Origin of the sequence: Bacillus sp. cl96 (genome assembly GCF_900100505.1) — a bacterium.
Taxonomy (GTDB): domain Bacteria; phylum Bacillota; class Bacilli; order Bacillales; family Bacillaceae_G; genus Bacillus_A; species Bacillus_A cereus.
In genome coordinates this window covers 235,698-259,416 of record NZ_FNDM01000008.1, presented here as the reverse complement: position 1 = coordinate 259,416, position 23,719 = coordinate 235,698, and the positions used below count along the sequence as shown (strand labels likewise).

Sequence of the window (23,719 nt, the reverse complement as noted above, 5' to 3'; positions counted from 1 at the left end):
TAAGCTTTCAAACACATATGTTGTGATACCGCGTGCCCCAAGTGTAGCAGCAACTTCCATTGCGAACTCAGGTGATTTATGACGAGAATCATAGGCTACAACAACACCGCGTTTTTTCGCTTCCTCACCTAATTTTTCAATAAAGCTTGCTAATCCTTTTGTTGCTTTACGAACTGTATATACGTTTAAACGGTTCGTACCAGCACCAAGTTCACCACGCATACCACCTGTGCCAAACTCTAGATTTTTATAAAAGCTATCCTCGATTTTCTTCTCATCTTGCTTCATATTTTCTAGCTGTTCTTTTAATTCTGAATCTAATTGTGCGTAAGAAAGCCAGCGACTAAATTCTTGTTTCCAATTCATATTAATATCCTCCAAATTCAAATTAAAAAGGTATGCTACAAAACACATACCTTAAAAAGTAATAAATTAATTTCTGTTATTTACACATAACTCTTATTACTTAGCTACAAAATAATCCGTTATATATTGAGCCCAAACTTCGTGCCCCTTAGCACTTGGGAAACCAAACTCTTCTTGTAAATATGGTAAGATAGCCTTTGTTGTTGCATCAGGCCATGCTCCCCAGTGATCAACATATGTATAATTATTTTGCGTTGCAAATTGTTTCAATGCCTCAATTGCCTTCGGATAATTCTTCGCACCATATACTGGATTTGATGGTTGAATCATAATTGTAGCACCCTTTGCACTAGTAGAAAGTGATTGAACGAACTTCTGCGTATTTGCGACAGAGTTCCCATTACCAGTTTTACCATTATCAGTAATAAATGGTGGCTCAAATAAAATCACATCAGGATTCTCTTTCGCAATCTCTTTATCAAGTTTATTCGTAATTAATTCTTCTGTGCTTTCACCCTTATATTCCTTTACCGTCACTTTCCATAAACCTTTACCGTAAGCAGTTTCTAAATTAGCCGTTAACTTAGCTGCCCAAGTACCTTTTTCAGATGAAGAGGCTTCATCACCAACAATAACAAGATTTACTGCCTTTTTATCCTCAGCAGCTTTCTTTAACTTCTCTTTCACTGCATCTGGCAAATTCTTCGCGTATGCCTCATTAAAAGATGACTTCGCATCTTGTTTTTCCTCTTCCTTTTTCTCTTCTTTCTTCGCTCCGCTATCTTTCACTTCAGCCTTTGTTTTCGTTACTTCACTCGTCTGTCCTGTCGCATTTGCAATCTTCTTATTCCAGTACAATTTACCACTCACAATCGAAGCAACAAACAATACAAAGACAACAAGAACAAGTACTGCTTTCTTATTCATCAATTCACCTCATCTATTAATCTCACAACATATAATATTAATATAAATCCATGCAAAAATAAACCCAACTCCTTCCAAAGGAGTTGGGTTGTTACATATTACTTAGTCAATTCAAGATGCGCTCTTAACTTATTCGTTAAATCTTGTTTCGCTGCATCTGGAACATAGTAATACCAAATACCATCAGCGGCTTTGTGACCATCACCTGGGATTTGAATTTCTTCACTATTCTGCATGCAATCTTTATAGTTCTTTTGAATATCAAACATTTGATCTTGCGTTAAACTTGTTTTAACGTTTTTCTCAATCGCTTTTAATACATCACCATAGCTTGCTAGAGAAGATACACTTGCACCTTTTTTAATTACCGCTTGGATAACTTGACGTTGACGCATTTGACGACCGAAGTCACCGCGTGGATCTTGATATCTCATTCTAGAATATAGTAATGCTTTATCTCCATTTAAATGTAAGTCACCTTTTGCATAATGAACTCCATCAATTGTAAAGTCCATATCATTACTAATATCTACTCCACCAACAGCATCAACAATGTCTTTAAAACCGGCCATATTTACTTCAATATAATGATCAACTGGTACGTTAAGAAAATTCTCAACTGTTTTTACAGCCATATCAATACCACCAAATGCATAAGCATGGTTAATCTTATCTTTTTTACCCTTCCCAACAATTTCTGTATAAGAATCACGTGGTATGCTTGTGATTTTCATAGATTTTGTCTTTGGATTTAAAGTAAACAACATAAGAGAATCTGATCGTCCTACCTCATCTTTTCGTTGATCACTTCCCATTAACAAAATTGAGATTGGTTTTTTATCTGCTACATCTACCTTTTCTGATCGTTTATCTGACTTTTCACGATCTAACGGTTTATGCACAGCATCTAATGTACTTGATATGTTAGAATAAACATGATATGCATATGCACCGCCTCCAATAATGAGAACACCTATTATACCGAGAATCCAAAATAAAATTTTCTTTTTCATTCTTATACCCTCTTTGCTTATAATTACAAACAAAATGCTAAGACTTCTTAATTATATTATAGCAATACTAATAAATGATAAAGCTAAATCGTAAAATTAATGTGACATATTCTATGGATGAGATACAATTAAGGTCACATTCCCTTTTATAACAAAGCTTACGATTCCAGCAGGAAGAATAAAATGATCTCCTTTTTTTATACTAAATTCCCCACTTAGAGTTCTTAAGATCGCTTCACCTTCAATTACACTAGCTAATTGAAACGGTTGATTCTGATGAAAAGATGCTTCCATTTGAATCTCCCATTTACAAACTGAAAAGTACTTTTCTCTTACATATTTAGTAATAATAGCACCATTCTCTTTTTCAATTTCAGGATAAACTCTATAATCCTCATGGGGAATCATGGATACAGCGATTGATTTTTCAACATGTAGTTCTCGTTTATTTCCAACACTATCAACACGATCATAATCATACACACGATATGTCGTATCTGAACTTTGCTGTGTTTCTAATACCAATGTTCCTTCACATAATGCATGAATCGTTCCACTTGGTACATAGAAGAAATCTCCAGGCTTAATTGGCATGCGACGCAGTAATCTATCCCATTCGCAATTTTCAATCAGCCTTTTAAATTCTTCTTTAGTTTGAGCGGTATGTCCGTACACCATTTCAGCATTTTTTTTACAGTCAATAATATACCAACATTCTGCTTTCCCTAACTCACCGTTTTCATGAACATTTGCAAATTCATCATTCGGATGTACTTGCACAGATAAATCTTTTTTCGCATCCAAAATTTTTGTTAATAATGGAAACTGATTAGCTTGATAGTTACCAAATAACACTCTATGCTCATCCCATAATTGTTTTAACGTTAAACCTTTATATTTACCGCTCTTAACAATACTTGGTCCGTTTAAATGAGCAGAAATTCCCCAGCACTCACCGGTCGTTTGTGAAGGTAAATCATAATTAAATCCCTTTAAAGATTCTCCTCCCCAAATCCGTTCCTGTAATACTGGTTGAAAAAGTATTGGTTCTTTATACAAAATAACTCCACCTCTAGCCACTCTTATTACTAATTTTTACTTCTTTAAATAACAAACTTCTTCTATTTCTTTCCATTGCATATAGATTCGAACAATATCTTCTTCAACCAATTCGCTACCTGATTGTACCTCAATAAATTCTAAATCCGTAACAGCCTTAATCGCATGCTTCTGCCCTGGCTGAATTTCTAACACATCCCCTACACGAACAACTCTTATTTCATTATCTAACACAAAAATACCTTCGCCTTTTACAATTGTCCAAACTTCACTTCTGTTATTATGGTATTGATAGCTTAAATTTTTATTAGCTGTAATACCAATACGCTTTGTTAATACTTCATTCCCTTCAGCATATTTAGTATGGTCTAGCACACGATACCAACCCCAGCGTCGCTCTTCATACATTGGTCTTTGATCCCAATCACCAACTAATTCCTTTACTCGAGGACTAGCTTCCTTTTCTGAAACTAAAATACCATCTGGACTAGCAGCTACAATTATATTAGAAAGCCCTAATACAGAAACTGGAATATCTAATTCGTTAATAATATGATTCTGTTCACACTCAGCTCCCATGTTCCCCTTACCAAGGATGTTTGTTCCCATTTCTTCCGTAAGAGTATTCCAAGTTCCAAGATCCTTCCACGAACCATTATAAGGTAATGCAATAATATTCTCTGTTTTTTCTACTACTTCATAGTCAAAACTAATCTTTGGTAAACTTGCATATTGTTGGACTAATACATCATACTGAACAGGAAGACCCTTTTGATCCAATAGAGAAATAATTTTATCTAATTTAAATGCAAATACACCACAATTCCAAAGTGCATTTTGTTTCAACAATTCTTCAGCATCAGTAATAGATGGCTTTTCTTTAAAATGGCTTACTTGAATAATTTGCTTCGTGCTTATCCCTACATTCGGAACAATATAACCATATTTTTCAGATGGATATGTAGGTTTAACTCCCATTAAACCTAAATCTGCATTTGAAGAGTTTATCGCCTTTTCTAAATCCAGTAATCTTTCAAAAAAACTATTTTCTACATATGGATCTACAGGTAATACACCTACTACCTCATTCAGATCAACATGCTCTTTAGAGTATAAATATGAAGCAGCAAGGGCTATTGCTGGAAATGTATCACGACGCTCTGGTTCGATGATAATAGGTACATCATTCCCTAACTGACTATTAATCATATCTACTTGAGATTTGCTTGTAGCAATAACCGCATCTGCCTCCATGTTCAATGCCGTTATTTGTGACCATACTCTTTGAACCATAGACTGCATTTCATTCTCTTCATTTTTCAGTACCTTTAAAAATTGTTTAGAGCGCGAGTCATTCGATAGAGGCCACAACCTTTTTCCTGATCCCCCTGAAAGTAAAATTAATTTCAAAATAATTCACCCACTTTTTTTTATAAAATATTCTTATATAATTTAATAATTTCTGTGTTCATCTTTTTACTTGTGTATTTTTTTTCAAATTCATTAAATCCGTTTAAGCCTTTAACAATTAATTCTTCTTTGTTTAAATTATCCAACAACTCTTTTAATGTATCTAAATTATTCAAATCAAATACATACCCATTACTTGTATTTGCTAATTCAGGTAACGCACCACGATTACTTACAATAATAGCCTTCTTGTTTTTCATTGCTTCAATTGCAACTAATCCAAAACCTTCCCAACGTGAAGGAATGATGATTGCATCAAACAGTTTATAATAAGAATCAATATGTTCATGATTAATCCATCCAATAGATACCACATTAGATGGGATTTCAATATCGTCATTATTTAATATACTTTCCCCTATAATATGTAGCTTAATATTATGATTTTGATATGATTCAAAAAACTTCAATAAAATGTCTAATCCCTTTTGTCGATCAAATCTTCCTACAAACAACAAATTAATTTTGGAAGGATCGATTCTATACTCTATATCTCCCTCATGTAAATCCGTAGAGATTCCATTATGAATTAATTCACATTTTTCATAAGATAACCCTCTTTTTAATGCTTCCTCATGTTCGCTAGAAGATATATTAATAATCTTATCTGTTCTTGTAGCTAAAACTCTCTCCACAATTTCATATACTTTTTTCTTAAGAGCGGACGTTTCCATACAAAAAGCCCACCCATGAGAACAGTACACAACCTTATATCTTTTCTTTTGAAATAATAATGGGACTCTTACAAAAAAACCCGCAAATGTACTATGAATATGAATTATATCTGGTTTATGCTCTTTTATATTTTTATTCACATAAAACATCGCTTTGATAATACTTTTTATATTTCTCTCATAAGGATATGCTTCAATATCTTCTTTGTTCATGCTAAAATTTTTATCTGAATTTGTATCACTTAACATCACTTTTAAATTTAAAACTTCTCTGTTTTCATTCTGATATTTTACAACTTCTTGTAAATAAGTTGCTACTCCACCTTTTACATATTCACCAATATGCATTATCTTCAAATTCATTTGACCCCTTTTCTAAAACTAATCTAACTTTTTTATAGTTTCTATTAATTGTTTTGCAGATGTAGTCCACGAAAATTTTTGAGCTTGTTTTAACCCTTTCTCACTTAATTCAGTTTGAAGATTATCATTACTCATCACTAATTTAATTTTACTAGCCAATTCATCGGTGTCATAAGGATTAAAGTATATAGCAGCATCTTGAGAAACTTCAGGCATTGGTCCCATATTTGATACTAATACTGGGCACCCAACTGACATGGCTTCTAAAGGCGGTAAACCAAATCCTTCATATATAGAAGGAAATACAAAGCAACCTGCATTTCTATATAACCCTTTTAAGTCCTCATCCGTTATATATCCCAAATATTTTATATTAGCTCCCTCGATGTTAACATCTCCAAATACTTTCGGATCTGCTCCACCCGCTATTACAATATCAAATGATTCATTTAGTAATTGTCCTGCCGCCTGTATTAAAGCCTTAAAGTTTTTATTAGGATTTAAACTGCTAACCGCCAAAACGTAATTATTCTTTTTAAGGCTAAATTTTTGTAGTACCTCCGTATTTTCTATAATACTTTCAAAATGCTCTTTTCCTTCTGAGATAAACCCTAGTTTTTGTTTTTTCAATTTCAAATATTGCATAAGCTCTTTTGTAGAGAAATCCGATATTGTTAATATTTCCTTCGTTCTTTTACTTATAAAATAAAACATTGTCTTATACCAGTTTCTAAATAAAAATGAGAAGCCTTGCGGTGACGTATATACTGCAGCATCATGAATAACAACGATTTGATTTTTTTTGAAAAGTGGTGCTGTGTTACACAGGTTAATTAGGGGATGACCTTTTACATATCGAGCTAACTCTAATTGTTCCCACAAATGCCCATTTAAAGCACCTATTTTTTCCACTCTAATATTTTTAAATTCATAATTAATTGTGCAATCTTTAGGAACTAACAAAATAAAATTATAATCCTCATATAAATCTAGTTGTTTAATAGTCTCTATTGCGAACCTTTGAACACCCGTAACTCTTTGAGTTAAAAATCTCCCATTAATGTATACTTGCATAGAATAGCTCCCTTATAAATCATCTTTAGTAAATCTTTAAATAAAAATAGCAAACACCCGTAAAACTGGTGCTTGCTATTTTTATAAAACATTAAATCTCCATTAAATTTCCCTTTGGAATAATACTGCTTCTGCCTATAGAATAATACTCTATCCCTAGCTCATTCATCCTACTTAACTCAAAACAATTTCTCCCATCAAATAATACAGGTTCCTTTAATACATTTTTCAAATGATATAAATCCATGTTTTGAAACTCTTCCCACTCAGTTATAATTACAGCTGCATCCGCCCCAATTAATGCATCATCTAAAGTTGATACATATTGGACTTCCTCTGGCAGAATTTCCTTCGCATTTTCTATCGCAATTGGATCATATGCTTTCACCTGAATTCCGGCAGCAATTAATTCCTTAATAATTACGATTGATGCGGCTTCACGCATATCATCAGTGTTTGGTTTAAATGCCAAACCTAATACTGCAACACTCTTGTCTTGTATTGGATTTAATCTACTTATTATCTTATCTGCTAATAATCTTTGCTGCTTATTATTTACCTCAATTACAGATTTCAAAAGTTCAAAATTGTGTTCTACCCCACCAGCAATTTGGACTAATGCGTGTGTATCTTTCGGGAAACATGATCCTCCATATCCGATACCAGCGTTTAAGAAGGATCTACCAATACGTTTATCTAACCCCATACCATACGCTACGTCTTCAACGTCTGCTCCCAGTTTTTCGCAAATATTAGATATTTCATTTATAAAACTAATTTTAGTTGCTAAAAAGGCATTTGATGCGTACTTAATCATTTCTGAACTATAGATATCTGTTTTAAAAACCGGTAACCCTAACGGCTTATACATTTCCTCTAAAATACTTGCTGCTTCTTCATCTTCTGTACCAATAATAATACGATCTCCATTAAAAGTATCCTCAATAGCTGATCCTTCTCTTAAAAACTCAGGATTAGAAGCAATCTTAATATTTACGTTATGTTTTAAATTGGATAAAATAGTTCTTTTTACAAAATCATTTGTCCCTACAGGAACTGTGCTTTTTGTTACTACAATAACATCATTTTGTATGCTTTCTCCAATTGATTTAGCAACATTTTCAACATACATTAAATTTGCCGACCCATCTGGCATCTGCGGAGTTCCAACAGCTATAAAAATAACATCTACATTTTGAAAACTTTCTACATGATTAGTCGAAAAACTAAGTGTGTCTTTTTCTATATTTTTAACCATTAATTCATTAAGACCTGGCTCATATATAGGTGATATACCAGATTTCATTTTTTTCACTTTTTCTTTATCTGTATCAATACAAATAACTTGATGATTAATTTCAGATAAGCAAACACCTGTAACTAAGCCGACATAGCCTGTCCCAACAACTGCAATTTTCATAGTTATCCTTCTTCCTATTTTATTCACACATAAACCGTACATGTATGTTTTTATATTCGAATATTAATTCAAGTAAATTAACTTGAATATAATCTGAATCAACTTATGATTTAATAACTTTTGAATAAACATCTATATATGAATCTACTGTTTTCTCAATATCAAAACCTTCTAAATATGAAGGTATATTCTTAGAGAAATTTGACACCTCTATAGGATTATCTATAATATATCTAATAATTTTTTCTAGCTCTATTGGATTATCAGGATTAAATATAAAGCCTGTTTTATTATTAATAATACATTCTGGAATCCCACCTCTATCTGTTCCAATAGCAGGTTTTCCATAAGAGTATGCTTCTAAAATAACCCTAGGTAAAGGCTCATTCCATAGAGAAGGTGCAATTAATATATCGATTTCACTTAATATATCATTAGGGTTAATATAACCTAAAAATTTTATATTTTTTGGATATGTATTTTTTTCAATGTTCTTCTCAATTTCTTCTTCATAAACTTTTCCAGCTAAAATAAGCTCAGCATCTTGAACCTTAGTAAAGACATCTAATAATAGTTTTATTCCTTTTGTATAATCAATTCTCCCCATATAAAAGAACTTTAATTTACCAACCAATTGCTTATCTTTATGTCCTTCTTTTCTAATATGGGTACCATTAAATATCCTTGCAGATGGTGTATCTTGAAAGAACCCTAATTCCTTATGCCTTTGAATCATGAAATGAGAGTTACCAACTACATAATCAACATGCTGCTTATTAGTCAATCCTTTTTTATACATTGAAAATACTTTACATTCTGAACATTGTCCACTGCAATTATCTGATCCTTTAAACATTGTAGACTTTGAACAAATTAAACTAAAATCCCTAAGGGTATGTACCACTGGGATATTAAATTTTTTTGCAATAATCCACGGTATTGTTGAAAATCCTGTAATATTATTCGTATGAATTACATCTGGTTTTTCATTCAATATAATATTTGTAATTTCCTTAGAGAACCTTGGATTATATACATCTAAACCATGCCAAAAAACTTTTTGTAATGCTTTTTTATCTTTTGAATTTATCGACCAGTATAGATTTCTATGATGCAGATAATATACCTTTATTCCATTTACTTTATCAATTTTATCATCTGTAAAAGTAGAAACTATAATAGGTTCATGACCCCTACTCACTAACATTTCCGCTAATAACTGAACGGACTTCTCTGCACCACCAATTATGTTAGGATAATACAATGTGTTAAAGATTAATATTTTCATGATTAGTAACCCCTGTCACATTTAAATTCTTAGTAGTTTTCTCTTTTTTATTATTTTCTATTTTATTTTTAGAAAATAAAGCACTGGTTACATACACTCCACTACCTAAGAAAAACCAATATAAAAAATTAAGGTTATCTTGGAATATATTCGAAATTCCATTTGTCAGCACTATTGAAATAATAATATTTTGTACTAAACTTTCTTTATTATGACGTTTCATATAACCTTTAACTATATATATATAAATTGAAATATGCGCAACTAGTCCTAGTATTCCACCTTCAACTAAGAAAAGTAGCACACCACTTTCAGCTTCATTTGGTAAATCATAAGAAATATTACGCGCAATTGACATCACTGACTTACCTTGAACGATTTCAGGATAATTACCTACCCCAATACCAAGTAAATAATTATTTGATAAATGTTCCATAGCATTCCTAATAATCTCCAACCTAACAATTAAGGTATCTACATACTTCATATACTCAAGTGGTATCTTATTGCTCATTCCAAATATATAATAAAGGATTACATAAAATTGGTTTAAAGCTTCATTACCAGTTATAATCATATAAAGAAAAATAAGAATCAATATTCCCCCATAAAGGGCTAGTTTTTTCCTAGAATATCCTCTTGTAATAAACAATACTATATAAATAGCTAACGGAACTGTAATTAAAAGGGTTTTTATTTGCATTAATACTATGCACGAAACAACAGAAATCGCCAGTATTAGTAAATGTCTTATCTTTTTCGTTGCAAAATATAACCAAAAACTAATCGGTAATACAATCGCATAAAAAGCTGTATAATATTGTTTATCCATTAATGTAAAGCTACGTAAGTTAACTAAATCTATCCCTGTATTATATAATTCCATTCCTTGTACTATAATATCCAGCGACAAAATTATAGAGGTGTATACCAATACTTTACAGCTTTTCAATAATATATCTTCGTCTACGATATTTACTATAATTGCCATAAATGTATAATACACAATAAATTTTATGGCTTGACCATTAATAGTTGTTGCAAAAGCACTAATAAATATTAACAATACATTAATAAATATTAAGGTGTATATACCTGTATGTTTTTTTATCTCTTTGTTTTTTATTAACTTTAGTAAGTACACGAACACAATAGCAATGACAGCCATTAAAGTTAACGAAGAAATTAAAACTGAGTTTGAATCTACCCTCTCCGCAATACCACTTAAAGCAGAAAATAATAATGCAATTATTATTAAAACGTACAAATATAATTCTCCTTTACTATCATACTTTGTATTTATCTTCACATATTTGAAATAGTATAATAGTCTTTATACCAATCTACAAATTTACCCAAGCCTACTTCCAACGAAGTAGAAGGTGTAAATCCAACCGCCCCGTTTAATTTATTAATATCTGCATAGGTTGCTTTCACATCGCCTTTTTGCATTGGAAGAAATTCAATTTCAGCCTTTTTTCCTATAGCTTTTTCAAGTATATTTATAAATTCCATTAATTTTTCTGGATTATTATTCCCAATATTATATACTCTATATGGCGCATAACTATTAGAAGGATCTATTACATTTGAATCTTGCATCGGCTCTGGTATTACATCCATTAACCTTACAATCCCTTCTACTATATCATCGATATAAGTAAAGTCCCTATACATGTCACCATTATTAAACACATTAATTGGCTTTCCTTCAGTAATATTTTTAGCAAATTTAAAATAGGCCATATCAGGTCTTCCCCATGGACCATATACCGTAAAGAATCTTAATCCAGTCGTAGGAATTTTATACAGATGGCTATATGCATGTGCTAATAGTTCATTAGATTTTTTTGTGGCTGCATATAAACTTACTGGGTGATCCACTGAATCTATTTCAGAGAATGGCATTTTCTTATTTGCTCCATAAACAGAGCTAGAAGAAGCATATATTAAGTGCTTAATCTTTTTATTTCTACATCCTTCTAAAATATTTAGAAATCCCACGACATTGGAATCAATGTATGCCCTAGGATTTTCAATGCTATATCTCACCCCTGCTTGAGCTGCCAAATTAATTACTACTTCAAAATCATTTTTATTAAATAATGATTCGATTTGATGATTATCTACTAGATCCATTTTTATAAATTCGAAATTTTTCTTATGCTTATGTTGAGATAATTGAGATAATCTCCCTTCTTTTAAACTAACGTCATAATAATCATTTAAATTATCAATTCCTATAACTTCAACACCTCTATCTAACAACTTTTGTGTTAGATGAAAACCAATAAAACCAGCTACACCCGTTACCAATACTTTCATTTAGTTCCCCTCATTTCTCTTCTTAAATTCTTTCAGAATAAAGAAGTTCTTTTCTCGGAAGCTTCCTCGCACAAAACCAATAAAACCCTCCAAAAATAACTAAGAAATATAATCCATTAAGAATTACATTTATATAGATATTTGGACTAATTAAATTTATTAAATAATGTCCTAAGTACAATAGAATATTTACTGCAAACAATCCTACTATTTCTGTGCGCCTCATTAAAATTCTTACTTTCATTTGCATCTTTCGATTTAAAACATAAAATAATAAAATGCATGTTGCATAAGCTGATAATGGGTTTGCCCATATTATTCCATATATACCCCATAATTTACAAAAAGCTATACTTAGTACTATATTAAAAATTATACTTATAATACTCAGGTGCGTTGCAATTCGAACCTTTTGTTTAGAAAAAAATACCTTTAAAAGTATATCTTTCAAAATGATTCCAACGAGCCCCACGATTATTATTCCAAATCCCATAGATATGGTATATAAAGATTTTTCATCCAAGTTCCCATGACCCAAAACCATATATATTAATCCATCAGCATTCAAACAAACAAATAAACTTATCGGGATTAAAATAATAACTACATATTTAATAATTAGATTTATTTTCTCCTCAAAATTCCCCTTATCCTCTGTTAATACCCATTTGGACATTTGAGGGTACAATATAGAATTTATTAAAGTTAATAAAATAAAAACAATTAGTGTGAAAAATTTATTAACATAAAAAATAATAGTGATTGATCCTGTCTCTAAGCTAGAAGATAATACTCTTTCTGATATAACCTGTAATTGGGCAAATAAAGTCGAAAATAACGTAGGAACACCCAAGATTACAACTTTTTTCAAATATAATTTTTGTTCACTGAATTCGAACCTTTTGAACATCCTCAATTTCAAGCCATATACTATTAATAATACAGATTGCAGTGCAGTTCCTATAAGAATAAATATAGAGACGCCATATATCCCCCAGTAATTTTTCCCTACAAAAATACCAAATATAACCAATATATTATACGGAATACCAATAAAATTACCAATTATCGGCCTATCTAAAACCCTTAATGCAGCAATTAATATTTGTATAATCCCTTGAAATATAATCATCGGCATAAGTATCTGCGTTAAAACCACTGCCAAATCCTTCACATCGGAATTAGATCCCACTGCAACTAAATTAATAATATTCTTATTAAATAACAATCCCAATCCTGTTACCAATATTAAAATAATACTAGTGCTTAATGAGAGAGCTAAAAGAAAGCCTGGTAGTTTATCCTTATTATTAATTTTGACTTCTTGTATTATCGGAATTAATATTGCAGCAAATGCCAAATCAATCGTCGAAAACAAAAGCTGAGGTACTACAGAAGCTATAAGAAATGCATCTGTATCTAAAGAAACCCCAAATACATATACGATAAAAAATTCTCTTATAAAACCTAAAATTTTACTTAATAATATTACTAATATTATTAAAAAGGAGCTTTTAAAGATTTTATTCATCCTTTTCCACCCCTCTTTTACGCTTATTACAATTAATACATTTAATGTAAGTACCTAGGATTTTCAGACAAAAGATTTCTAACAGTCTCAAAATATGATTTTTAGATACTATTTTAAAAATTGATTTACTCTCTATTTTTTCCATCCGAGAAGGAAAATCATAGTATTTAAAAATATTTTTCATTTCTACTTTAAATATTTCTTTAAGCATTCTTTTAGCCACTAAAGCGTGACCGAACTCATTCCAATGCCATCCATCTTTCGTGTAGATATATTGGTTGGTGGTTTCATTTATATCAAAGATATCTACTAATGGTATTGATAGTTCTTTACTTATTTCCTCTATGGCCTCATTGTAATCATTAATATAATGGTTATAATTCTGATTTATATGTTCATCTACTTTTGAAAGAGAAATTAAGATAATATTTTTTTTACCCTTATCCCTTAAATGCTCCACAACATCTTTATAATGCTGATAGTACATTTCTTTACTAATCTTAAAATCCACACCATAACTATCATTTAATATACATCTAAGGTTCTGCTTCAACTCGAAAGAATACTCCGTTAATCGATTCCGATATTTCAATCTATGTCTTAAATCTTCTTTAATCCACCTATTAAATAAAAATTTATGCGCACTTTTTGATAAAGCCGGAAATGCTTCAAAATTTCCGAAATGTAGGATTACATAATCCCAATCCGTTTGGTAAAATTTTTCATCAAGCAAATCACGTATGTCGCTAGTTACAACTCCTGATTTAGTGTATTTTTCTATATTTACTATTTTTCCATGCTGTAACTGTAACTCTTTTTTTAAAATAGAAGGATACCCATCATTTTCTAATAATAAAGAATCTGGAAAACTATCTCCGATGAAAGCGATATTCAATTACAATCACCCTTTTATATATTAATTATATATTATTACGAAGCGTCATTAGGTTTAATCACCACAACGAATGTTCTACATATTATTTTTAAATCAAATATAAGATTTCTATTTTCTATATAATATATATCTAACTTAACCATTTCAGCGAATCCAATACTATTTCTTCCACTGACTTGCCACAAACCTGTACACCCCGGCGTAACCATTAATCTTTGTTTATCGTAAGTTGTGTACTCTTTTACCTCTCGTGGCAAGGGAGGCCTTGGACCTACAAGACTCATATCCCCTTTTAACACATTGATTAATTGCGGTAATTCATCAATGCTCGTTTTTCTAATGATTTTTCCTATTCTTGTAATCCGAGGGTCCTCCTTTATTTTAAACATTGCTCCCGACACTTCATTATATTTTAATAAATCTTGTAGTCTTTCCTCTGCATCAGTTACCATAGATCTGAATTTATACATATAAAATTCTTTTCCATCTTTACCGACACGCATTTGCTTAAAAAATACCCCACCTTTTGGATCTTCATATTTGATAAGTAATGCCACAACTAAAAAGATAGGAGATAAAAAAATCAAACCACATAATGCACCTATAATATCCATACAACGTTTTGTCGCCATATATCCTTTACGAGCATTTATTTCGCTCAAATCAAGCTCTTTACTATTTTCTTTTACATTTTCATCCAATACTTTCAACGGATTCAATTTTCTCCCACCTCATTTCATACATATACATTTTCCCTTTTTACAATTTCATTCATATATTCCATTAATTCTTCTTTTAGCTCTTCATGTTGTAACGCCATCTCGATTGTTGTCTTAATAAACCCAAACTTCTCCCCAACATCATAACGAGTGCCTTCAAAGTCATAGGCAAACACACGTTGAATTTCATTTAAACGTTGAATCGCATCAGTTAATTGGATTTCTCCACCTGCACCTGTCTGTTGATTTTCTAGGAACATGAAAATTTCTGACGTTAATACGTAACGACCCATAATTGCTAAATTTGATGGTGCTGTACCTTGAGCCGGCTTCTCTACAAATTGACGTACTTGGTAACGACGTTCATTTTGTTCAACTGGATCAATAATGCCATAACGATGTGTTTCATTTTCAGGTACTGTTTGTACACCAATAACTGACGACTGTGTACTTTCATATTGATCCATTAATTGACGTAAGCATGGCGTTTCTGCTTGCACAATATCATCACCAAGTAAAACCGCAAATGGTTCATTTCCAATAAATTTACGAGCACACCATACTGCATGCCCTAGCCCTTTTGGTTCTTTTTGTCTTATGTAATGAATATTAATTTTGGAAGAAGCTTGTACTTTCTCAAGCATCTCATATTTTCCTTTTTCTAGTAAGTTTTGCTCTAATTCAAAAGAGTGATCAAAATGATCTTCAATGGCACGTTTTCCTTTTCCTGTTACAACAATAATATCTTCAATTCCTGATTCTATCGCTTCTTCTATTATGTATTGAATTGTCGGTTTATCAACGATTGGTAACATTTCTTTTGGCATCGCCTTCGTTGCTGGTAAAAATCTCGTCCCAAGACCAGCTGCTGGGATAATCGCTTTTCTTACTTTTTTCATTTTTTGTCCCCCACATTTTTTATTTATATGTAACAATAACAAAAACCCTACCTATAAAGTCATAGTTATTACTCCATAGGTAGAGTTTCTATTATAAATAAATTATGGGCATCTAACCCAACCTCACGCCATACTCCCGACGACAAGCGTCTAAGGTAGGTGCGAAATGAAAATTTCTACCCACAGCACGACCGAGTGCCTCCATTGATAACGGTTAGGAGACATCACCAGTACTTTATTTAAAAGATACCGAACAATTTTTTGCGACGAATTTGTTCTGGATCTTCTTTATAAATTGCTTTTCCGCTAATTAATAAATACGAGTTTTCCTTTAAATCACTCATAACACTCGTTCCGAATTCTTTAGCAATTAGTTCATAGCTTTCCGCTAAATGAAATCCTCTTGACGTCGTATTATGTGCATCTGAAGCGACCATATGTGTTAAATTATGTTCTACAAGTTGTAGTGAAAATTTTTTAATTTTCTTCCCAAATTTTCCTAATAAACTGCCTGCCGTTACTTGCGTTAATGCTCCTTTATTTACAATGTTATATAACTTATCTGGCCGCTCGATTAACTCGGCATTACGTTCTGGATGAACAATAATTGGAATCATTCCCTTTACACGTAATTCGTATAATAATTGTTCGGCATAACGAGGTACATGATTAGACGGGAACTCAATGAATATATATTTATTTGTTTCATTTAAAGTAACAATTTTACCAACTTCATAGTCTTCTAATAAATCGCCATATAACCTGACCTCTTGTCCAGGTAAAACGGTAAGTGGAATATTATATTGTTGTAGTTCATCATTTAGTTGTTTTACGCGATGAATAATTGAAGTACGTTCATTTACATATTTTCCATTTTGATGATGCGGCGTTGCGACAATTGTATGTATTCCTTCTGAAACGGCTTGTTGTGCCATCGCTAAACTATCGGTTACTGTCTGTGCACCGTCATCGATACCAGGTAAAATATGACAATGTAAGTCTATCATTTGTTTCATCCTCCCTCTCTCCTATAAAAATCTTTTTTCCCTTGAATATGAGATATCACTCATATTCAAGGGAAAAAAGGAGATATGTTTTTACCATATCTCACTTTAAAATTAGTTTGCACCATAGTAATAATATAAGCCCTCTTCACGTTCACGATCGTTCAGAACAACGCCTAACAATTTACCTTTAGCCGATTCTAACAATCCTTTTGCTTTTACTGCTGTTTCTTTTTCCGTTGATTCACTACGAACAACAAGAATAGAAGCATCACATACATTTGCCATAATTTGTGCATCGGTTACAGCTAAAATTGGCGGCATATCAAAAATAACTAGATCGTACATACTATATGCTTGTCCAAGAAGCTCTTTCATTGATTTCGAACCTAACAATTCGGCCGGGTTTGGCGGGATTGGACCACAAGCTAAAAAGTGTAGATTATCAACTAATGTTGTTTGCACACATTTCTCTAAACGTTCACTATGTGTTAATACGTTCGTTAATCCGAAAATGTTATCTACTTGGAACATTTGATGCATTGCTGGTTTACGCATATCTGCATCAATTAATAATACTTTTTTTCCTTGTTGAGCAAAAACAACTGCCATATTCGCTGTCGTTGTCGTTTTCCCTTCACTTGGGTTTGCAGACGTGACCATTAATGAATGTAAATTTGTATCAATAGCTGCAAATTCAATATTCGTTCGAATATTACGATATTGTTCTGAAATTGGTGATTTCGGTTGTTGATGAGCAATTAATTGACGACGTTGACGATGATTTTTTTTCTTTTTGAATAAATTAAGAGCCAATTGTTTGTCCCCTCACTTTTCTTGATGATGGAGCGTGTGATTTCACGTTCATTGTTTCTTCATCCATACGAGCTACAATCCCTAATACTGGTAAGCCAAGTAAGTTTTCTACATCTTCTTCTTTTTTCACTGTGTTATCTAAGTATTCTAGTAAGAATGCAAGGCCAACTGAAGCCATTAAACCAACAACGAAAGCGATTGCCACATTTAACATTGGGCGTGGTTTAATTGGAGATTGACTTTCTGCAACTTCTGCTTTTGACAACACTGTTACGTTATCAACACTCATGATTTTCGCAATTTCACCTTTAAATACTTCTGCAGTTGTATTAGCAATATCTCGAGCAAGTTTCGGATCCTTATCTATTGCTGTTACAGTTACGACTTGTGAATCCTTTTCATTTCCTACTTCAATTTTCTCATTTAAATCTTGAGTCGTAACATCTAATCCCAATTTTTCTTTGACTTGATCCAAAATAACTGGACTTTTAATAATAACTTTATATGTATTCGTCAATTGAATATTTGATTGAATTTCCCCCAACTGAATTGCTGCACCTTCTTGCTTCTTTTGGTTAACAAGAATTTGCGTCGAAGATTGATAGATTGGTGTCATAAAGAAGAAGCTAATGATAGCACTTACAATTGCTGCACCAAAGGCGATTACGAGGATCATTGCTAAACGTTTTTTTAAGATATGAAATAACTCTTTTAGACTAATTGTTTCTTCCATAGGTTCCTCCAACTTTCTAAAATTTACACATAGGAAAAATTATAACATATAAATCTTACATTTTTTATTTTTAATAATTCAGTTCTATATTTGTTCACAAGAAACAAGTTTAATCTTACAAAATAATCTTAAATATGACAACACATTCCAATGATTTCCCAAAAATTTTATCATATCATGCTTTTTACAATGTATATCTTGATAAATAATTTTCAGAAAACAAAAAAGCCAACAAAATTTTTTTGTTGGCTTTTTCATATTTTAGTAATAACCATACTGCTCTTTTTCTTCTCTTTTATCGTTTAAAACGACTCCAAGTAGTTTTCCTGATGCTTTATCTAATATTTGTTTCGCTTTTACGATTTTATCTTTTTCCGTCTTTTCGCTGCGTACAACGAGTACGATTCCATCACATTTATTCGCAAGAATTTGTGCATCTGTAACCGCAAGGACAGGTGGTGTGTCAATTAATATAATATCAAACATGTTATATGCTTCTAGCAACGCCTCGTCCATTGCCCGGCTCCCTAATAGTTCTGCTGGGTTTGGCGGGATTGGACCTGCTGCCATTAAGTATACGTTCTCTATATCTGTTTTTTGAATGCATTGCATAAGTTTTGCTTGTCCTGATAATAAGTTCGTTAGCCCATTTGAACTATGAATGGCAAATAAGTTTTGTATCGTCGGCTTACGCAAGTCAGCTCCAATTAATAAAACTTTCTTTCCTTGTTGTCCGAAAACAACTGCTAAGTTTGAGATTGTTGTTGTTTTCCCATCACCTGGATCGGCTGAAGTAACAATAATAGAACGAATATGATTATCTACAGATGTAAACTCAATGTTTGTACGAATGTTACGGTATTGTTCTGTAATACGCGATTTAGGCTCTTTATGTGTAATTAATTGTCGTAATGGTTTTCTTTTCTTTCTCCCGAACATATTCATAATCTCCTTTTGTGAAATGCGACATTTCCCTTTTCTCTCTCTTATGCTCGATTTCATACGTCTAATTAATATTCTTACTGAGTTCCCCACATTTCATCATAATCAATAACATCCTATTTTGTCTTATTTAAGTACCTTAACAATATGACAATGCCCTTATTTCTTTATTACCTTTATCACTTATCCTGTTTTCTAGATAAATAATAAAGTAAGTATATGGTAATTACCATCTATTTACAAGATATTTTCTGATTAGTTTGTATATTATTGTTTAATCGTTATATAGCAGAAATTAAAAAATCCCCTTGTCTTTTCACAAGGAGATTTTTTAGTACTATCTATTCTTTTTTATCACCAATCGCAAATGTAATTTCTGCCTCACATGCAACTTCACCATCTACTGTTGCGATTGCTTTTCCTTTTCCAATTGGGCCGCGTACGCGTGTCATTTCTACTTCTAGACGAAGCTGATCACCTGGTCGTACTTGTTTTTTGAAACGGCAATTGTCGATACCTGCAAAGAAAGCAAGTCTTCCGCGGTTTTCTTCTTTCTTTAATACTGCAACTGCTCCTACTTGCGCTAATGCTTCTACAATAAGTACACCAGGCATAACTGCATAGTCAGGGAAGTGTCCGTTAAAGAATTCTTCATTTGCGGATACATTTTTAATCCCAACCGCTCTTTTGCCTTCATCTACTTCTAATATTTTATCAACAAGTAAAAATGGATAGCGGTGAGGAATGATTTCTTTAATTTGTTCTATATTTAGCATGTAACAATCGCCCCTTTTGTAATATTGGTCTTACCACTTGGACATATTGCTATTATCCCATTTTGTTTATTGTTTGTCATTACAAAGTAACATTTTATATTTAGCGCAACTTCCTAAAAAAAAATGCACACACTCTATTCCATTAAAATAGTTGCACATTTTTGCAACTGACACGGAGGTGGAAAGGAGTGTATGCCCAAATTAGGGAAAGGCAATATGTATTGAAACATTATTTGCCTTAATGTCGTATTCGACTCATTATATTATAAACGTTTTCAATTAAGGAAATATTAAATTTAACCATATATATGAATATTTTACCTGTTTCCTTCACATTTCTCTATTTTCCTTCCATTTTCGCAAAAAATCAAAATAAAAAAATATAAAAACGAAAAAAAAGAACTAAGGCATTAGCCTTAGTTCTTTCAAATTATCTCAAAGCACGCTTTGGTAATCTGTCGATATTCTCTAACATAATACCTGTACCAACCGCAACGCAGTGCATTGGGTTTTCAGCAATTAATACTGGTACTTTTAGTTCTTCTGCTAGAAGCATGTCGATACCGTGTAGTAAAGCTCCACCGCCTGTTAGAATAACACCGCGGTCGATGATATCTGCAGATAATTCTGGTGGTGTGCGCTCTAATACACCTTTTGCAGCTTGTACAATAACAGCTGCATTTTCTTTTAATGCTTCTGTAATTTCTTCAGAGCATACTGTAATTGTACGTGGTAAGCCTGTTACCATGTCACGTCCGCGAATTTCAAGCTCTTCGCTACGTGCACCTGGGAATACTGTACCAACTTTAATTTTAATATCTTCTGAAGTACGTTCTCCGATTAATAGCTTATACTTACGTTTAATATAGTTTAAGATCTCCATATCAAACTTATCGCCAGCCATTTTGATAGAGGAAGAGGTAACAATATCACCCATAGATAGTACAGCGATATCTGTTGTACCTCCACCAATATCAACAACCATGTTACCGCTTGGTTGGAAGATTTCCATACCAGCACCAACTGCGGCTACTTTTGGTTCTTCTTCTAAAAATACTGTTTTACCACCTGAACGTTCAGCAGCTTCACGAATTGCTTTTTGTTCTACTGATGTAATATTTGTTGGACAACAAATTAAAATACGAGGTTTTGAAAAGAAGCTCTTTACGTCCAATTTGTTAATGAAATACTTTAACATTGCTTCTGTAATTTCGAAGTCTGCGATTACACCATCTTTAAGTGGACGAATTGCTACAATATTACCCGGCGTACGTCCCACCATACTTCTCGCTTCTTCACCGACTGCTAATACTTTACCACTATTACGATCGATTGCCACAACAGATGGCTCATTTAATACAATACCCTTACCTTTAACATGAATTAATACGTTAGCCGTACCTAGGTCAATTCCGATATCTCGCGCAAACATTCCCGTTTTTTCCTCCTCGATATTCAAAATCAGGTTACACCCGAATTCTTTTCACCTAATTTCTGATTTTATCATAAATTTAACAGAAACGTAATATTCGCAAAAAGAATTCTTCTGAAAAATATTACCGAATGTGAACGGAATGCTTGCTACTGTAACATTATTGACGTACAGGCTTCTCTACATCTTCTTTTCTATACTTTTGCTTTGTTGCTTCTCCACCTCTTAAATGACGAATAGACTTATGATAATCAAGAATTTCTTTCACTTCATTTGCGAGCTCTGGATTAATTTCTGGTAGACGCTCTGTTAAATCTTTATGGACTGTACTCTTTGATACCCCAAATTCCTTTGCAATGACACGCACTGTCTTTCTTGTCTCCACGATATACTTACCAATCTTGATAGTTCTCTCTTTGATGTAATCGTGCACACCACTCGCCTCCCTAATTTGGATGTGAGAAGGGTGAAATGAGCCTCGCTGCATACGACTAAGAAGTAAGTGTGAGTGCTGTTTGTAAGCGTTAAACATTCTTGGATTTATAATGAAATGATTCACGATTTCTCACCTCAAACACTCTCTTTGCTTTGGTTTATACCATTGTATTGCCCGCACTACTGATATATGCTACATGTTCACTATTTTTGCGGACTAAGTTAAGAAAAATTACGTTTTTTTGTGAGAAATACGTTAACAGTGACTATTTTGACGAAAAAAAATGACACCTTATGTATAAGGCGTCATTCTTCTCTTTCAAACTCTTCTTCTAATAATTGATGGTGGGGAACCTCTTTCTTACCGGCAATATAATAATATAAGGTGAATAAAACAAACAATAAAATAATAGCAGTCGACAGAACAAATAAAAATGACACAGTATCCCCTCCCTTTTGTAATATATATTCGAGAATCTCGTCATTTTTCCTTGTTTTTGCAACTTTTTTCTCGAAATTGAGTATTTTTATATAAAAATAAAAAAATCAGCTCCCCTAGTGGGAACTGATTTTTTCACTTTCTTATTCTTGTGAAGAAGAATCGTTAGATGATTCTGTAGAACCATTTGTTGATTTTTCTTCTTTCTTCGGTTCTTCTTTTTTGTCACTAGTTGAACCGCTTGTTGATTTCTCTTCTTTTTGAGACTTGTCTTCTGTTTTACTTTCTGGTTTCGTGCTCGTTGACTTCTCTTCTTTTTGAGATTTGTCATCAGCTTTTTTACCAGAAGCATTCGTAGCCTTTGCAGCACCTGCATCAGCTTTAATTTCTGTTACTGATTTATTTAAGTAACGTTCAGGGTTCACAGCCACATTGTCTTTACGTACTTCAAAGTGAACGTGAGAGCCTGCCTCTTTATTCATTGCACTTAGACCGGATGTTCCTAATACTTCACCTTGTGCAACTCTTGCACCTTTTTCTACTTTCACACTGCCTAAGCTTTGATAAGATACCGCTACACCATTTCCACTATCAACTGTTACAACATAACCAAGAAGTGAATCTTTTTCAGCTTTCGTTACTGTACCACTTAAAGCAGCAGCAACATTGAATTCTTTTCCATTCTTCGCAGCAATGTCAATTCCTTTGTTCGGGGAATATGTGTTGTTATAAAAGACAAGTGCTTTTTCTTGTTCCGCCTCAGTTGCTGCATCTTCATAGAATTTCTTCTGTACGACTACTTCCGCATTCGCGGCAGCTGGCATTTTCACTACTTCTGAAGATTTCGTTACTGGTACTGCTGGATCTTCCGATTGTGTATACGGTGTTGCTTGATCGTGGTTTGGAGTCTTCTTCGGATTAGCTCCTTGGAACCATAGCGCAACCATTAAGATTACCGCTGCACAAGCAATGTATAGTGCCGGAAACACCCATCTTTTTTGAAATAAATGTACTACCTTTTGCGACTTTTTATTATTTCTTCCTCGCATTCCATCATCACCTCAGCAATCATTTTGAACAATATTCACGTATCCTATACAACGTATAACTAATTACTTT

The 23,719-nt window shown here is 32.7% G+C and carries 23 protein-coding genes and 1 pseudogene; all 24 read right to left on the bottom strand.

Translation table 11 applies throughout. The features are described from left to right. Positions 1-366, bottom strand: a pseudogene (locus BLT20_RS19035) (phospho-sugar mutase); the annotation flags it as partial. 96 nt (positions 367-462) lie between these two features. Then, entirely contained in the window at positions 463-1,293 is an 831-nt protein-coding gene (locus tag BLT20_RS19030; RefSeq protein ID WP_073339259.1) for an SGNH/GDSL hydrolase family protein, read from the bottom strand. A 98-nt stretch (positions 1,294-1,391) separates the two neighbouring features. Continuing rightward, positions 1,392-2,306, bottom strand: a complete 915-nt coding sequence (locus tag BLT20_RS19025) for a polyisoprenyl-teichoic acid--peptidoglycan teichoic acid transferase TagU (RefSeq protein WP_000727044.1) — start codon at positions 2,304-2,306, stop codon at positions 1,392-1,394. Positions 2,307-2,417: 111 nt separating this feature from the next. Then, positions 2,418-3,365, bottom strand: coding sequence for a mannose-6-phosphate isomerase, class I (manA, locus tag BLT20_RS19020; RefSeq protein WP_000276316.1), 948 nt, complete (start codon positions 3,363-3,365; stop codon positions 2,418-2,420). Positions 3,366-3,401: 36 nt separating this feature from the next. Beyond that, on the bottom strand, positions 3,402-4,775 hold the full coding sequence (locus BLT20_RS19015) for a sugar phosphate nucleotidyltransferase (protein ID WP_000767075.1): 1,374 nt from the start codon (positions 4,773-4,775) through the stop codon (positions 3,402-3,404). A 20-nt stretch (positions 4,776-4,795) separates the two neighbouring features. Then, entirely contained in the window at positions 4,796-5,872 is a 1,077-nt protein-coding gene (locus tag BLT20_RS19010) for a glycosyltransferase (protein ID WP_033684602.1), read from the bottom strand. A gap of 18 nt (positions 5,873-5,890) precedes the next feature. After that, the gene (locus BLT20_RS19005) at positions 5,891-6,946 is read right to left on the bottom strand and encodes a glycosyltransferase family 4 protein (RefSeq protein ID WP_001198519.1); all 1,056 of its coding nucleotides are present in this window, start codon (positions 6,944-6,946) and stop codon (positions 5,891-5,893) included. Positions 6,947-7,037: 91 nt separating this feature from the next. Next, a complete protein-coding gene (locus BLT20_RS19000) occupies positions 7,038-8,366 on the bottom strand; it encodes a UDP-glucose dehydrogenase family protein (protein ID WP_000686366.1) in 1,329 nt (442 codons plus the stop codon). A gap of 103 nt (positions 8,367-8,469) precedes the next feature. Then, positions 8,470-9,654 (bottom strand): glycosyltransferase family 4 protein, encoded by a 1,185-nt coding sequence (locus tag BLT20_RS18995; protein WP_000697515.1) that lies wholly within the window; start codon positions 9,652-9,654, stop codon positions 8,470-8,472. Next, the gene (locus BLT20_RS18990) at positions 9,635-10,921 is read right to left on the bottom strand and encodes an O-antigen ligase family protein (RefSeq protein WP_000289410.1); all 1,287 of its coding nucleotides are present in this window, start codon (positions 10,919-10,921) and stop codon (positions 9,635-9,637) included. The genes BLT20_RS18995 and BLT20_RS18990 overlap by 20 nt, the downstream gene beginning before the upstream one ends. Positions 10,922-10,959: 38 nt before the next feature. Beyond that, positions 10,960-11,979: an NAD-dependent epimerase gene (locus BLT20_RS18985; protein ID WP_000866954.1), complete on the bottom strand. Its 1,020-nt coding sequence runs from the start codon at positions 11,977-11,979 to the stop codon at positions 10,960-10,962. 22 nt (positions 11,980-12,001) lie between these two features. Continuing rightward, positions 12,002-13,510, bottom strand: coding sequence for a murein biosynthesis integral membrane protein MurJ (gene murJ, locus BLT20_RS18980; RefSeq protein WP_001033174.1), 1,509 nt, complete (start codon positions 13,508-13,510; stop codon positions 12,002-12,004). Beyond that, on the bottom strand, positions 13,503-14,405 hold the full coding sequence (locus tag BLT20_RS18975; RefSeq protein WP_016123872.1) for an SGNH/GDSL hydrolase family protein: 903 nt from the start codon (positions 14,403-14,405) through the stop codon (positions 13,503-13,505). The genes murJ and BLT20_RS18975 overlap by 8 nt, the downstream gene beginning before the upstream one ends. 35 nt (positions 14,406-14,440) lie before the next feature. Beyond that, positions 14,441-15,124 (bottom strand): sugar transferase, encoded by a 684-nt coding sequence (locus BLT20_RS18970; RefSeq protein WP_001068730.1) that lies wholly within the window; start codon positions 15,122-15,124, stop codon positions 14,441-14,443. Between the two features lie 17 nt (positions 15,125-15,141). Next, positions 15,142-16,023, bottom strand: a complete 882-nt coding sequence (galU, locus tag BLT20_RS18965) for a UTP--glucose-1-phosphate uridylyltransferase GalU (RefSeq protein ID WP_000757791.1) — start codon at positions 16,021-16,023, stop codon at positions 15,142-15,144. 239 nt (positions 16,024-16,262) lie between these two features. After that, entirely contained in the window at positions 16,263-17,030 is a 768-nt protein-coding gene (locus BLT20_RS18960) for a tyrosine-protein phosphatase (RefSeq protein ID WP_016123873.1), read from the bottom strand. 111 nt (positions 17,031-17,141) lie between these two features. Then, a complete protein-coding gene (locus BLT20_RS18955) occupies positions 17,142-17,843 on the bottom strand; it encodes a CpsD/CapB family tyrosine-protein kinase (protein WP_001207147.1) in 702 nt (233 codons plus the stop codon). Next, positions 17,833-18,576: a YveK family protein gene (locus BLT20_RS18950; protein ID WP_000393126.1), complete on the bottom strand. Its 744-nt coding sequence runs from the start codon at positions 18,574-18,576 to the stop codon at positions 17,833-17,835. The genes BLT20_RS18955 and BLT20_RS18950 overlap by 11 nt, the downstream gene beginning before the upstream one ends. A 261-nt stretch (positions 18,577-18,837) precedes the next feature. Next, positions 18,838-19,515: a CpsD/CapB family tyrosine-protein kinase gene (locus tag BLT20_RS18945; RefSeq protein WP_000467938.1), complete on the bottom strand. Its 678-nt coding sequence runs from the start codon at positions 19,513-19,515 to the stop codon at positions 18,838-18,840. 344 nt (positions 19,516-19,859) lie between these two features. After that, positions 19,860-20,294: a 3-hydroxyacyl-ACP dehydratase FabZ gene (gene fabZ / locus BLT20_RS18940; protein WP_000931959.1), complete on the bottom strand. Its 435-nt coding sequence runs from the start codon at positions 20,292-20,294 to the stop codon at positions 19,860-19,862. A gap of 430 nt (positions 20,295-20,724) precedes the next feature. Beyond that, positions 20,725-21,726, bottom strand: a complete 1,002-nt coding sequence (locus BLT20_RS18935) for a rod shape-determining protein (protein ID WP_000457978.1) — start codon at positions 21,724-21,726, stop codon at positions 20,725-20,727. 160 nt (positions 21,727-21,886) lie between these two features. Then, entirely contained in the window at positions 21,887-22,159 is a 273-nt protein-coding gene (spoIIID, locus tag BLT20_RS18930) for a sporulation transcriptional regulator SpoIIID (RefSeq protein ID WP_000544012.1), read from the bottom strand. 308 nt (positions 22,160-22,467) lie between these two features. Beyond that, complete coding sequence (locus tag BLT20_RS18925) at positions 22,468-22,602, bottom strand: hypothetical protein (protein ID WP_000008901.1); 135 nt, start codon at positions 22,600-22,602, stop codon at positions 22,468-22,470. Positions 22,603-22,743: 141 nt separating this feature from the next. Then, positions 22,744-23,649: a stage II sporulation protein SpoIIQ gene (locus BLT20_RS18920; RefSeq protein ID WP_001214926.1), complete on the bottom strand. Its 906-nt coding sequence runs from the start codon at positions 23,647-23,649 to the stop codon at positions 22,744-22,746. Positions 23,650-23,719 lie beyond the last annotated feature (70 nt).